The sequence below is a fragment of the Pseudomonas urethralis genome, from assembly GCF_021602465.1.
Classification (GTDB): Bacteria; Pseudomonadota; Gammaproteobacteria; order Pseudomonadales; family Pseudomonadaceae; genus Aquipseudomonas; species Aquipseudomonas vlassakiae.
The window spans coordinates 87,006-97,869 of record NZ_BQIJ01000020.1 but is presented as its reverse complement, the minus strand read 5'-3'; the positions used below and the strand labels follow the sequence as shown (position 1 = coordinate 97,869).

The window sequence follows — 10,864 nt, the reverse complement described above, 5'->3', positions numbered from 1 at the left end:
GCCCCACGCCCATCATCCGCCGCGCTGACCAGCGCAAAGTTGTATGCTCCGTGCGACCAGTACCGCGCCTCCAACTGCCCATCGACCCGCTGCCCCTGGGGCATGCGTTCATAGCGGTCGCCCGGCGAGCGCAGGAACAGGCTGATGCGCTGGCCGTTACGATCCTGGAATACCAACAGCGCTGCCGGCCCCTGCTCGTTGCTGAGCAAGCGCGCGCCGACCGGCTCGAAGCCATAACCCGCCAGGTCAGGGAGCTGGCCCACGCGGTTGAAATGCCGGCCCAGCCAGTCGCGCAGTTGCGCCGGGTCACTGGCCTGGATATCCAGTGCCTCACTGCCGGCGAACAACCGATGGGCCTGCACCGCATCGGCCATCGGCAATTCATTGCTGGCCAAGGTCACCTGGCGTGCCTGCCAGCCACCCAACCCGCCGACCCCCATGGCCAGCAACAGCATCGCCGCCGAAGCCAGCCGCCGCTGCCGGCGCTGGCGCACCCGCTGCTGCACCTGACGCAGGTCGAGCGTGGCCGCCCCAGGCTGCTCGGCAAACCCTGCCAAAGCCGCACGCAGGCGCCGGGCATCGTTGCGCCAGGCCTCGACCCGCGCCGCTTCCTGCGGGTTGGCCGCCAGCCAGGCCTGCACCTCGGCACGGCGGGTGGGTTCCAGGCGGTCATCGATATAGGCGTGCAGTTCGTCTTCACCAGGAATCAGGCGTGTCATTTGAGTCTCCGCAAGGCCGGCGGCTGGGGGTTGCCTTCGGTCAGTTCACGCAAGGCAGCACGGGCACGCGACAGCCGCGACATCACCGTGCCAATAGGGATTTCCAGGGCTGCCGCCGCTTCCTTGTAACTGAACCCCTCGATGCTGACCAGCAACAGCAAGGCCCGCTGTTCGGTCGAGAGCTGGGCGAAGGCCTGCAAGTCGGCCTGGGCCAGGACGATGTCCTCGGTGTTATCGCCGAGTGCTTCATGCTCCACCGCGCTGCGGCCGAACCATGACAGCCAGCGGGCATGCAAGCGCTCGCGGCGCTTGGCATCGAGAAACAGCCGATAAAGAATGGTAAACAGCCAGGCGCGCAGCGCCTCGGCCTCGCGTTGCTGGTCTCGGCGGCTCAAGGCGCGTTCGACCGTGGCCTGGACCAGGTCATCGGCACTGCCGGGCTCACGGGTCAGCCACAGGGCAAAGCGGCGCAAGCGCTGCAACAGCTCACGCCATTGCTGTTCGTCCAGATCGTGCATGGTCAGGTACCGGGCGCGGGGGTTGTCAGTGTAGGGGCAGACGCCCGGCAAGAAAATTTATTCCCGCCGAGGGAATAAGTTTTTCCCCAGGCCGTCGTACCGCCACCTTCACTGAACCGGATGACCACCATGAACTTACCCTTGCAAGGCCCTGCCAAGGCGCTGCGCCTGGCCGGCATCGGCGCCGTGATGCTGGCGCTGGGCGCCGGCTTCGCCTATGCCGCAGGCTGGATAGGCGGGCCGCAGCTGACGCCACAACGCATCATCGACACCTTCGAGGCCCAGGCCGGGCACTACCCGGGCTATCGCAAGAACCACGCCAAGGGCCTGTGCGTCAGCGGCTACTTCGAGCCCAGCGGCCAGGCCGCAACTTTGTCGACTGCACGGGCTTTCAGCCAGGCGCGAGTGCCGGTGATCGGCCGCTTCGCCATCGGCGGTGCCAACCCGTTCGCCCCGGACACCGGCATACCGGTGCGCAGCCTGGCAATCCAGTTGAGTACCGATGACGGCCAAGTCTGGCGTACCGGCATGAACAACCCGCCCGTGCTGGCGGTCAGCACACCGCAAGGCTTCTACGACCAGGTGCTGGCCGGCGCGCCAGACCCGACCACTGGCAAGCCAGACCCGGCAAAGCTGCAGGCATTCTTCGCCGCCCACCCGGAGAGCGCGGCATTTCGCCAGTGGGCGGCAAGCTACAAACCCAGCGACAGCTTCGCCAGCACCCAGTACTACAGCATCAATGCCTTCCGCCTGATCGACGCTCACGGCACCGCGCACCCGGTACGCTGGCAGCTGGAACCGCAAACGCCATTCACCGCCCTGCCCGGCCAGGTCGACGACAAACAGTTCCTCCAGCACGACCTGCAACAGCGCCTGGCCCAAGGGCCGTTGCGCTGGACCCTGCGCCTGGTGCTGGCCGACCAGGGCGATGCGGTGGACGACCCGGCTCGTCCCTGGCCGGCCGAACGCCGTCGCGTCGATGCCGGCACCCTGGTGATCGAACAGGTCGACGCTCCCGAACAAGGCGCTTGCCGTGACCTGAACTTCGACCCATTGATCCTGCCCGGTGGCATCGAACCGTCCGCCGACCCGATCCTCGCCGCCCGTTCTGCGGCCTATTCGGAATCATTCAACCGCCGCAGCCGCGAGTCTCTCGGCGCAGGAGCACAGCGATGAAACCTGAAGTCTTCCACCCGATGGCGCGCCTGGTGCACTGGCTGATGGCGATCCTGATCATCAGCATGCTGTTCATTGGCGTGAGCATGGTCGGCGACCTGTCACCGCGCCACCCGCTGCTGGTCGAATTGCACAAGGCCACAGGCCTGGCACTGCTGGTACTGGTGATCGTGCGCATCGGCCTGCGCCTGACCTTGCCACATCCGCCCTTGCCCAGCGACCTGCCTGCCTTGCAACGTGTTGCCGCAGGCGCCTCGCACTTGCTGCTCTACGCCCTGATGCTGGCCATGCCGCTGCTGGGCTGGGCGATGCTGTCGGCGGGCGGCTACCCACGCCCCCTGCAACTGCCGGCGATCGCCCCGCACGACCTGCACCTGTATGCCGTGCTGCGCCAGGCCCATGGCTGGGCCGGCTACCTGCTGTTCGCCACCGTACTGGTGCATCTGGGCGCGGCGCTGATGCATGCGTTGGTGCGTCGGGACGGCGTGTTGCGTAGCATGTGGCCAGGCCACGTGCGGCGCAGCGAGTGACAGGCTGACGCCAGGCGGGCTCGACGATAACTACTCTTACTCATCTCGACAGCTAGCTTGTCGACCTGCTCTGGACTGCCCGATGAATGCCGCAAAGGACCCTGCCGTGCTTGCCCCTGCCAACACCCTGGACATGCGCCCGCTGCTGCTGGCCAACATGGCCTGCACCATGTCGATGATGGCCTTCGTCGCGCTGATCGGGCCGATCTCGCGCTTGCTGGGCATGGCCACCTGGCAGGCCGGCGCGGCGGTGACGGTGGCCGGCGTGGTCTGGGTGCTGCTCGCGCGCCCTTGGGGGCGATTGTCCGACCGCTTGGGGCGTCGCCGCATCCTGCTGATGGGCAGCGCTGGCTTCACCCTGGCCTACTGGCTACTGTGCCTGTTCGTCGAAGGTGCGCTGCGCTGGCTGCCAGGGGCAGGCCTGGCATTCGTCGGGCTGATGCTGGCGCGCGGTTGCATCGGCGCGTTCTACGCTGCCATACCGGTGGGCTGCAATGCGCTGATCGCCGACCATGTCGAACCGCAGCGCCGGGCGCGGGCCATGGCTTCACTGGGTGCGGCGAATGCCGTCGGCCTGGTGGTGGGGCCGGCGCTCGCAGCCGTGCTGGCCCAGCACAGCCTCAGCCTGCCGTTTCACATCATGTCGTTGCTGCCGGCCAGCGCCTTCCTGGTGTTGTTGTTCAAGCTCAAACCACAGCCCCTCGCCCAGAACTATGCGCCCAGCCCGGTTCGGCTCAGCGACGCCCGCCTGCGCCGGCCACTGCTGGTGGCGTTCAGCGCCATGCTCAGCGTAACGGTTTCGCAGATCGTCGTCGGCTTCTTCGCCCTCGACCGCCTGCAACTGGCGCCGACCGATGCCGCGCAAGCTGCCGGTGTCGCCCTGACCACCGTCGGGGTGGCGCTGATCCTGTCGCAAGTGCTGCTGCGCCAGCTGGAGTGGCCACCGTTGAAGATGATCCGGGTCGGTGCCAGCGTGTCGGCGCTGGGTTTCGCCGCTGGCGCGCTGGCCACCACGGCGCCTTGGCTGTGGAGCTGCTATTTTGTCGCTGCGGCCGGCATGGGCTTTGTATTCCCGGCGTTTTCCGCGCTGGCAGCCAATGCCATGCAGGCCTCCGAACAAGGTGCCACCGCCGGCTCGATCGGCGCAGCCCAAGGCATGGGGGCGGTGATCGGCCCGTTGGCCGGAACGCTGGTCTATGCCTTGGACCCACGCCTGCCGTTCCTGGCGGTGGCACTGCTGTTGCTGCTGGTCGGGCTGTGGCCGCTGCCGCGTGACCAACGCGCCTGAAAGCACAGCGCGCAAGCGTGCAGAGTATGTTTTAATGCGTCGCTAATTATTTTAAACACCTCTGATTACAAGGCGGCTATGGACACGGGGACGCGACTCAAACTGGTGCGTGAACGCAACAACCTCTCCCAACGGGAACTGGCCCGCCGCAGCGGGTTGACCAATTCGACGATCTCGCAGATCGAACAGAACCGTGTCAGCCCGTCGGTCAGCTCCCTGAAAAAACTCCTCGAAGGGATCCCCATGACCCTGGCCGAGTTCTTCAGCTTCGACGAGCCGGTGCGCGAAGAACGCTTCGTGTTCCGTGCCAGCGAGCAGCCGGACCTGGGCCGCAATGGCCTGCGCATGCTGCTGGTCGGTGCCAGCGTCGAGGCCCGCCAGATGCGCATGCTGCGTGAACTGTATGCCCCCGGCGCCGACTCCGGCGAGCCGATCGTGCATGCCGAAGGCGAAGAATGTGGCCTGGTTACCCGGGGCACCGTGGAGCTGTGGGTCGATGGCCAGGTGAGCATCCTCAACTCGGGCGATGGCTATTACATCCCTACTACCCTGCCGCACAGCTTCAAGAACATCGGCCCGGACGAGGCGGAAATCATCAGCGCCAACACTCCGGCGAATTTCTGAGCCCGCGATGGCCTCACCCATGGGGAGGCCATCCAGCCTCAACGGCTCAGCGCTTCTTCGACGAAATCCAGGCGATCCTGGCCGAAGAACATTTCCCCGTCGACAAAGCAGGTCGGCGCACCGAACACACCCCGCGCAACCGCTTCCTCGGTCACTCGCTTGAGTTCGGCCTTGACCTCGCCATCGGCCGCCAGCGCATGAAACGCCGCAGGGTCGAAGCCGGCCTGGCGCAGCGTTTCATCCAGTACCGCGGCATCGCTCAAGTTGCTCCGGTGTTCCCACAGCCCCTTGAACAGCACGGCCAACAACGCGTCGAACTGCGCGGGCGCACGAAGCTGCATGCCGAGGGTGCCGCGCATCAGGGTCAGGGTGTTCACCGGAAACCCCGGCGGCAGCCCGAACGGCACGTCATAACGGCGGGCGTAACGGCCGAGATCGATGGACATGTAGCGGCCCTTGGCAGGGATCATCGCCGGTGATGCGTTACCGGTGGCCTGGAACACCCCACCCAGCAGCATGGGCCGGTAGAACAGGGCCGCGCCATGCCGGGCGCACAGTGCAGGCAGCTGGGTCCAGGCCAGATAACTGGCCGGGCTGCCCAGGTCGAAGTAGAACTCCACGGTCTTGTTCATACGTCACGCTCCTTGCTAATGCAGGCTTACCAGCGTTCCATCCACGGGCGCAGGTCCAGTTCGAAGGTCCAGGCATCCCGGGGCTGGGCATGCAGGAACCAGTAGCTGTCGGCGATGTGCGCCGGGTCGAGGATACCGTCCTGATCCTTCAGCGCGTAGCGTTCGGGGAACGTGTCACGAATGAACGCGGTGTCGATGGCCCCATCCACCACCACATGGGCCACGTGGATGTTGCGCGGGCCAAGCTCGCGCGCCATGCTCTGGGCCAAGGCGCGCAGGCCATGCTTGGCCCCTGCGAAGGCGGCGAAACCGGCAGCCCCACGCGTGCCTGCGGTGGCGCCGGTGAAGAGGATCGTGCCGCGCTCACGGGTGACCATGCACCGGGCCACGGCCTGGGCGGTGAGGAAGCCGGCGAAGCAGGCCATTTCCCAGATCTTGAAGTATTTGCGCGGGGTCTCATCAAGGATGCTGCACGGCACGTTGGCGCCGATATTGAAGACAAAGGCTTCAATCGGGCCAATATCACGTTCGATGGTTTCGACCAGCTCGGCAACTTCCTGCTCTTTGCGCGCATCCGAGCCGAAACCATGGGCCTGACCCCCTTCAGCACGAATCTCGTCGATCAACGGCTGCAGCTTATCGGCCTGGCGGCGCGTGACACAGGCGACATAACCCTCACGGGCAAAGCGCTTGGCGATTGCGCCACCGGTGGCGTCTCCGGCCCCGATCACCAGCACCACTTTTTGTTGTTCTGCCATGCCTGACTCCATTGGTGAATGATCGTTTAGTAAACGAACGCTATGTTATGATCGCCCCCATCGTCAAGCAGCGCGAAGAGGTCGTGCATGCGCTACTCCACCGAACACAAGCAGCAGACCCGCGACAAGCTGCTGGCCAGCAGCGGCGCGCTGGCCAAGCGTGGCGGCTTTTCCAGCACCGGCGTGGCCGGGTTGATGAAGGCCATCGGCCTGACCGGCGGTGCCTTCTACAACCATTTCCCGTCCAAGGACGACCTGTTCACCGAGGTGGTCCGCCAAGAGCTGTGCAACAGCCCGCTGGCCCGCCTGGCCAATCAGGGGGCCAGCCGCGACCGCCTGGCCCGTTGCCTGCAGCAGTACCTGAGCCTGGCCCACCTGCACAATGCCGAGGGCGGCTGCCCGCTGCCACCGCTGGGGGTGGAAATCGCCCGCGCCGAACGGCCTGTGCGCGAAGAGGCCGAGCACTGGCTGGTAGGCTTGCATGGGGCGTGGAGCGAAACCCTGGAAGACCCGGCGCTGGCCTGGGTGCTGATCAGCCAGTGTGTCGGCGCCCTGGTGGTTGGGCGCATGCTGGCCAGCGAGGAGGTGCAACAGCAATTGCTCGATGCCAGCAAAGGCTTTGTCGACAGGGCATTGAATGAAAGCCATTAACCTGCTGTTGGGGCTGCTGCTGGCAGCGCCCGCCCTGGCCGAACAGGCCTGCCCGGCCGGGCAGTACCAGGTGTGCCTGATGGGCTGTTTCTGCGCGCCGATCGACCCCGGCCAGGCCGGGCAGATACTGCAGGATGTCGAAACCGTAGCGTCGAGCAGCCTGGCGTTTGCCTTGCAACAGGCACGCGACGAGGCCACCGCCAGCGGCAGTCAACCGATCCCTTTGCACATCCGCGCACAACTGGAGCCCTGGTATGACTTTGCCGTGCTCGATGCAGCGCGCTACCGGGTCGGTGACGAGCAGCAAGTCACGGCGGCCAACGCCATGCTGCAGAACCCGGACGTGAACGCGGTAACCCTGATCGATACCATCATCTTCCGTCACGCCAGCGATGCCGAGGACAACGTGGCATTGTGGGCACACGAGCTGAAGCATGTGCAGCAGTACCAGCAGCTGGGCGTGAATGAGTTTGCCCGGCGCTACACACGCAACTATGAAGAGCTGGAAGGCCCGGCCTACAAGATCGAGGCCGAAGTGGGGAAGGCATTGCACGAGCGCAGTTCGGGGCAGGCTCGATGACCTGCACCGGCCCCTGCGGGAGCGTGCGCGTCGCGACGCCGCGAACAGGCCGGTGCAAGCAACCTGCAGCGATCAGGACGAAGCAGTCGCCCCCTCACCCACCGGCTCCCGACTGGCATAGCGCTGCGCCAGCACCGCACACACCATCAGCTGGATCTGGTGGAACAGCATCAGCGGCAGAATCATCGCGCCGATGCCGCTCCCCACGAACAGCACCTGGGCCATTGGCACGCCGGTGGCCAGGCTCTTCTTGGACCCGGCAAACAGGATGGTGATGCGGTCTTCCAGGTTGAAGCCCAGCAGCTTGCCCAGCAGGCGCGTACCGAACAGCACCACCGCCAGCAGGACGCCGCAGACGGCGAACAGCCCGGCCAGGTGCTGCGGTGACACGGTGTGCCACAGGCCGGTGACCACTGCCTCGCTGAACGCGGTGTACACCACCAGCAGGATCGACCCCTGGTCGACGCTCTTCAGCCAGCGGGCATTTTTCTTGACCCACGCACCGATCCAGCGGCGTGCAATCTGCCCGGCCACGAACGGCACCAGCAACTGCAGCGTGATCTTCAACACGGCGTCCAGCCCCGAACCCGTATCGCCACTGGCGCCCAACAGCATCATCACCAGCAGCGGGGTCAGGAAGATGCCGATCAGGCTGGACGCCGCCGCACTGCAGATGGCAGCCGGCACGTTGCCGCGGGCCAGCGAGGTGAAGGCGATCGCCGACTGCACGGTGGCTGGCAGCGCGCACAGGTAGAGCACGCCAAGGTACAGTTCGTTGCCTACCAGCGGCACGAACAGCGGCTTGAACGCCAGGCCCAGCAGCGGGAACATCACGAAGGTGCAGGAGAAGACCAGCAGGTGCAGGCGCCAATGGCCAGCACCCGCGATGATTGCCTCGCGCGACAACTTCGCACCGTGCAGGAAGAACAGCAGGCCGATCGCCAGGTTGGTCAGCCAGCCGAAATACACCGCGCCGTCGCCCGAGCAAGGCAGCACGGTGGCGATCAGTACCACCCCGAGCAGGCACAGGGTGAAGTTGTCGAACAACATGCGCAAATACTTCATAACAGTTTCCATCTTGTCGTTGTGCAGGGCCTGACGATAAGGTCTTGGCTTTTTTCCCGCTAACGCCGGAACCCCCATTGGTGTCGCTCAACGGACACATCCACGAAAAGGACCCTTTGCATGCCACGCGTACGTCTATCTCCACTGCTGATGCTGTTCGGCCTTGCCTCGGCGCACGCGGCCGAGCCGCTGCAGGCCCAGGTGGACGAGGTCATCCGGCCGCTGATGAAACAACAGGACATCGCCGGCATGGCCGTGGCGGTTTATGACAACGGCCAGGCCCACTACTTCAGCTATGGTGTGGCCAGCAAGGCCGATGGCAAGCCGGTGACCGCCGACACCCTGTTCGAAATCGGTTCACTGAGCAAGACCTACACCGCCACTCTCGGGGCGCTGGCCAGTGCCGAAGGCAAGCTCGACCTGGACGCCCCTGCCCGGCGCTACGAGCCGGCCCTGGCCGGTGCGCCATTGGGCGAGGCCAGTGTGCTGGAGCTGGGGGCCTACAGCGCCGACTGCCTGCCGCTGCAATTTCCCGATGAGGTACAGACCGCAGAACAGGCACTGGCATTCCTGCGCAACTGGAAAGCCCGCAGCGAACCTGGTACTCAACGCTGCTATTCCAACCCGAGCCTGGGGCTGTTCGGCGACCTCGCGGCACGCGCGCAACACCAGCCATTCGCAGCCGTCATGACCCAGCACCTGCTACCTCAGATGGGCCTGCGGCACACCTACCTGCAGGTGCCAGAAGCGGCAAAGGCCTTGTATGCACAGGGCTACGACGCGCAAAACCACCCGGTGCGCGTCAGCCCTGGTCCCTATGCCGACGAAGCCTACGGCATCAAGACCAGCGCCAGTGACCTGCTGCGCTACGTGCGCCTGCACATGCAGCCTGCGCAACTGCCGACGGCACTGCGCAAAGCCATCGGCATCACCCAGGCGGGCTACTTCAGGGTTGGCAGCATGACCCAGGGGCTGGGCTGGGAGCGCTACCCTTACCCGGTCGCGCTGGAGACGCTGGTCGATGGCAACAGCCCGCGCCTGATTCGTGAACCCCAGGCCACCCAGCGCCTGCAGCCGGCGCTTCCGGCCCTGCCCGCCGCCTGGTACAACAAGACCGGCTCCACCAACGGGTTCGGCGCCTACGCTGCCTTCATCCCGTCCGAAGGCAGGGCCATTGTCCTGCTTGCCAACCGCAACTACCCCAACGAAGCCCGCGTTCGGGCGGCCTTCCAGATCCTGTCCGGGCTCGACCGCTGAGTCACCGCCAAGCTGATTGCCAGACAATATGACAAGAATGTAGTGAGTAAAAATATTCACTACAAAACCATTGACGACGTTCATCGGCCTTGTGCATGATGAGGCCGTCTCCCTGATCGGGAGCGGTGGCAAGGGTGTTCCAGACGGCTTGCGCGGTAACGCAGGCCGTCCGTGGAGAGGGAATCTGTCCAAAAGGCAGCGTGAGAAAGCCCCTGTTGCGATGCTGCTGTAGCAGCCTTGGTAGTGCGCTACAACCTGTGGCGCCAACTGTGACAATCAACAACAAATAGGTGATGGGGGCTTTATGATGAACTTGAACGACAATCCGACTATCGACCAACTGGCCCAGCTGTTCGCGGTACGCAAGGACAGCCTCGATGACCACCTGCTGTGGGTCAGCCAGACCGGCGAGGTGCGCATCGACCGCCTGCCGCCGAACACGGTCGAAGATGAATTCGAAGCGCACCTGCCCAGCATGCGCGCCCGCTTCAAGGTCTACCGCCGTGGCCAGGGCTACGTCGGCAAAAAGGCCGCCGCCGACACCGAGTTCGTCGGCCGCGTGCTACAGACCCTGCAACAAGAATGGCCCGCCGTCCGTGAGCGGCAGGCAGTCAAGGTGATCGATCCGCTGAACTGAGGGTTGGCCACCACTTAGCGAGCCCGGCCTGCATAGGCCGGGCTTTTTCATGCCCGCTGTCGGCGCTGCGGCATCGGTAACGCACCGATCGCCAGCGCCCGGGCCCGGTTTACCCCCCACACCATCGCACGGGTCATGGTTTCGCCGGGTCGCGCCGGGTAATACTCCTCCAGCAGTGCCCTGCCGTCCTGCCCGTAAAGCCCAAGGAACAGCTGCGTCGCGCCGAGCCGCGACAGGCGCACCTGGATATCCAGCGAAGTGCCGTCGCTGAGCACTTCGTCATGGCAGCGGCTATGCAGCTGCGCATCGGCCCACTGCCAATAAGTCTCGTCCCTGACTCGCATGGAAAATCAATCCTCCCTTTCCTGGATGCCGCGCCAGAAGACCACAACTGCGCCGCCGCCGCGAGAGCAACTCACGGTTACCATG

Annotated in this window: 14 protein-coding genes; 8 read left to right on the top strand and 6 right to left on the bottom strand. The window is 65.2% G+C overall.

Going from position 1 to position 10,864, the window contains the following annotated elements; all coding sequences use genetic code 11:
• On the bottom strand, nucleotides 1-719 hold a 719-nt coding region (locus tag L6D64_RS24510; RefSeq protein ID WP_176510302.1), incomplete at its 3' end, for an anti-sigma factor family protein.
• Nucleotides 716-1,237, bottom strand: coding sequence for a sigma-70 family RNA polymerase sigma factor (locus tag L6D64_RS24505; protein ID WP_176510303.1), 522 nt, complete (start codon nucleotides 1,235-1,237; stop codon nucleotides 716-718). The genes L6D64_RS24510 and L6D64_RS24505, both read right to left, overlap by 4 nt.
• 129 nt (nucleotides 1,238-1,366) lie before the next feature.
• Between L6D64_RS24505 and L6D64_RS24500 the strand changes: the two genes are divergently transcribed.
• The 4 genes from L6D64_RS24500 to L6D64_RS24485 all read left to right on the top strand — a co-directional run bounded on the left by L6D64_RS24500 (nucleotide 1,367) and on the right by L6D64_RS24485 (nucleotide 4,855).
• Nucleotides 1,367-2,413 carry a catalase family peroxidase gene (locus L6D64_RS24500; RefSeq protein ID WP_176510304.1) on the top strand — a complete coding sequence of 349 codons (1,047 nt, stop codon included), beginning with the start codon at nucleotides 1,367-1,369 and terminating at the stop codon, nucleotides 2,411-2,413.
• Nucleotides 2,410-2,943 (top strand): cytochrome b, encoded by a 534-nt coding sequence (locus L6D64_RS24495; protein ID WP_176510305.1) that lies wholly within the window; start codon nucleotides 2,410-2,412, stop codon nucleotides 2,941-2,943. Before L6D64_RS24500 ends, L6D64_RS24495 begins: the two co-directional genes overlap by 4 nt.
• An 82-nt stretch (nucleotides 2,944-3,025) precedes the next feature.
• Nucleotides 3,026-4,231 carry an MFS transporter gene (locus tag L6D64_RS24490; RefSeq protein ID WP_176510306.1) on the top strand — a complete coding sequence of 402 codons (1,206 nt, stop codon included), beginning with the start codon at nucleotides 3,026-3,028 and terminating at the stop codon, nucleotides 4,229-4,231.
• A 78-nt stretch (nucleotides 4,232-4,309) separates the two neighbouring features.
• On the top strand, nucleotides 4,310-4,855 hold the full coding sequence (locus tag L6D64_RS24485; protein ID WP_054887330.1) for a cupin domain-containing protein: 546 nt from the start codon (nucleotides 4,310-4,312) through the stop codon (nucleotides 4,853-4,855).
• A 38-nt stretch (nucleotides 4,856-4,893) separates the two neighbouring features.
• On the opposite strand, the gene L6D64_RS24480 is transcribed toward L6D64_RS24485, so the two are convergent.
• Nucleotides 4,894-5,487 carry a 2-hydroxychromene-2-carboxylate isomerase gene (locus L6D64_RS24480; protein ID WP_176510307.1) on the bottom strand — a complete coding sequence of 198 codons (594 nt, stop codon included), beginning with the start codon at nucleotides 5,485-5,487 and terminating at the stop codon, nucleotides 4,894-4,896.
• A 26-nt stretch (nucleotides 5,488-5,513) separates the two neighbouring features.
• On the bottom strand, nucleotides 5,514-6,245 hold the full coding sequence (locus L6D64_RS24475; RefSeq protein ID WP_176510308.1) for an SDR family oxidoreductase: 732 nt from the start codon (nucleotides 6,243-6,245) through the stop codon (nucleotides 5,514-5,516).
• A gap of 87 nt (nucleotides 6,246-6,332) precedes the next feature.
• Here L6D64_RS24475 and L6D64_RS24470 point away from each other — a divergent pair, with 87 nt between their 5' ends.
• Together L6D64_RS24470 and L6D64_RS24465 are read left to right on the top strand one after the other, a co-directional pair.
• Nucleotides 6,333-6,896 (top strand): TetR/AcrR family transcriptional regulator, encoded by a 564-nt coding sequence (locus L6D64_RS24470; RefSeq protein ID WP_176510309.1) that lies wholly within the window; start codon nucleotides 6,333-6,335, stop codon nucleotides 6,894-6,896.
• Nucleotides 6,883-7,476, top strand: a complete 594-nt coding sequence (locus tag L6D64_RS24465) for an eCIS core domain-containing protein (RefSeq protein ID WP_176510310.1) — start codon at nucleotides 6,883-6,885, stop codon at nucleotides 7,474-7,476. The genes L6D64_RS24470 and L6D64_RS24465 overlap by 14 nt, the downstream gene beginning before the upstream one ends.
• 72 nt (nucleotides 7,477-7,548) lie before the next feature.
• Here L6D64_RS24465 and L6D64_RS24460 read toward each other — a convergent pair whose 3' ends face one another.
• Entirely contained in the window at nucleotides 7,549-8,541 is a 993-nt protein-coding gene (locus tag L6D64_RS24460; protein WP_371870343.1) for a bile acid:sodium symporter family protein, read from the bottom strand.
• A gap of 120 nt (nucleotides 8,542-8,661) precedes the next feature.
• Between L6D64_RS24460 and ampC the strand changes: the two genes are divergently transcribed.
• Nucleotides 8,662-9,798: a class C beta-lactamase gene (ampC, locus tag L6D64_RS24455; RefSeq protein WP_176510312.1), complete on the top strand. Its 1,137-nt coding sequence runs from the start codon at nucleotides 8,662-8,664 to the stop codon at nucleotides 9,796-9,798.
• 304 nt (nucleotides 9,799-10,102) lie between these two features.
• On the top strand, nucleotides 10,103-10,435 hold the full coding sequence (locus L6D64_RS24450; RefSeq protein WP_176510313.1) for a hypothetical protein: 333 nt from the start codon (nucleotides 10,103-10,105) through the stop codon (nucleotides 10,433-10,435).
• Nucleotides 10,436-10,482: 47 nt separating this feature from the next.
• Here the strand turns inward: L6D64_RS24450 and L6D64_RS24445 are convergent, their stop codons facing one another.
• Complete coding sequence (locus tag L6D64_RS24445) at nucleotides 10,483-10,779, bottom strand: hypothetical protein (RefSeq protein ID WP_176510314.1); 297 nt, start codon at nucleotides 10,777-10,779, stop codon at nucleotides 10,483-10,485.
• Nucleotides 10,780-10,864: the final 85 nt, after the last annotated feature.

What these genes read in the sequence shown, in the direction of transcription:
- L6D64_RS24505 (WP_176510303.1), bottom strand. Translation starts at nt 1,237, where the DNA reads ATGCACGATCTGGACGAACAGCAATGGCGTGAGCTGTTGCAGCGCTTG.
- L6D64_RS24500 (WP_176510304.1), top strand. Translation starts at nt 1,367, where the DNA reads ATGAACTTACCCTTGCAAGGCCCTGCCAAGGCGCTGCGCCTGGCCGGC.
- L6D64_RS24495 (WP_176510305.1), top strand. Translation starts at nt 2,410, where the DNA reads ATGAAACCTGAAGTCTTCCACCCGATGGCGCGCCTGGTGCACTGGCTG.
- L6D64_RS24490 (WP_176510306.1), top strand. Translation starts at nt 3,026, where the DNA reads ATGAATGCCGCAAAGGACCCTGCCGTGCTTGCCCCTGCCAACACCCTG.
- L6D64_RS24485 (WP_054887330.1), top strand. Translation starts at nt 4,310, where the DNA reads ATGGACACGGGGACGCGACTCAAACTGGTGCGTGAACGCAACAACCTC.
- L6D64_RS24480 (WP_176510307.1), bottom strand. Translation starts at nt 5,487, where the DNA reads ATGAACAAGACCGTGGAGTTCTACTTCGACCTGGGCAGCCCGGCCAGT.
- L6D64_RS24475 (WP_176510308.1), bottom strand. Translation starts at nt 6,245, where the DNA reads ATGGCAGAACAACAAAAAGTGGTGCTGGTGATCGGGGCCGGAGACGCC.
- L6D64_RS24470 (WP_176510309.1), top strand. Translation starts at nt 6,333, where the DNA reads ATGCGCTACTCCACCGAACACAAGCAGCAGACCCGCGACAAGCTGCTG.
- L6D64_RS24465 (WP_176510310.1), top strand. Translation starts at nt 6,883, where the DNA reads ATGAAAGCCATTAACCTGCTGTTGGGGCTGCTGCTGGCAGCGCCCGCC.
- L6D64_RS24460 (WP_371870343.1), bottom strand. Translation starts at nt 8,541, where the DNA reads ATGAAGTATTTGCGCATGTTGTTCGACAACTTCACCCTGTGCCTGCTC.
- ampC (WP_176510312.1), top strand. Translation starts at nt 8,662, where the DNA reads ATGCCACGCGTACGTCTATCTCCACTGCTGATGCTGTTCGGCCTTGCC.
- L6D64_RS24450 (WP_176510313.1), top strand. Translation starts at nt 10,103, where the DNA reads ATGATGAACTTGAACGACAATCCGACTATCGACCAACTGGCCCAGCTG.
- L6D64_RS24445 (WP_176510314.1), bottom strand. Translation starts at nt 10,779, where the DNA reads ATGCGAGTCAGGGACGAGACTTATTGGCAGTGGGCCGATGCGCAGCTG.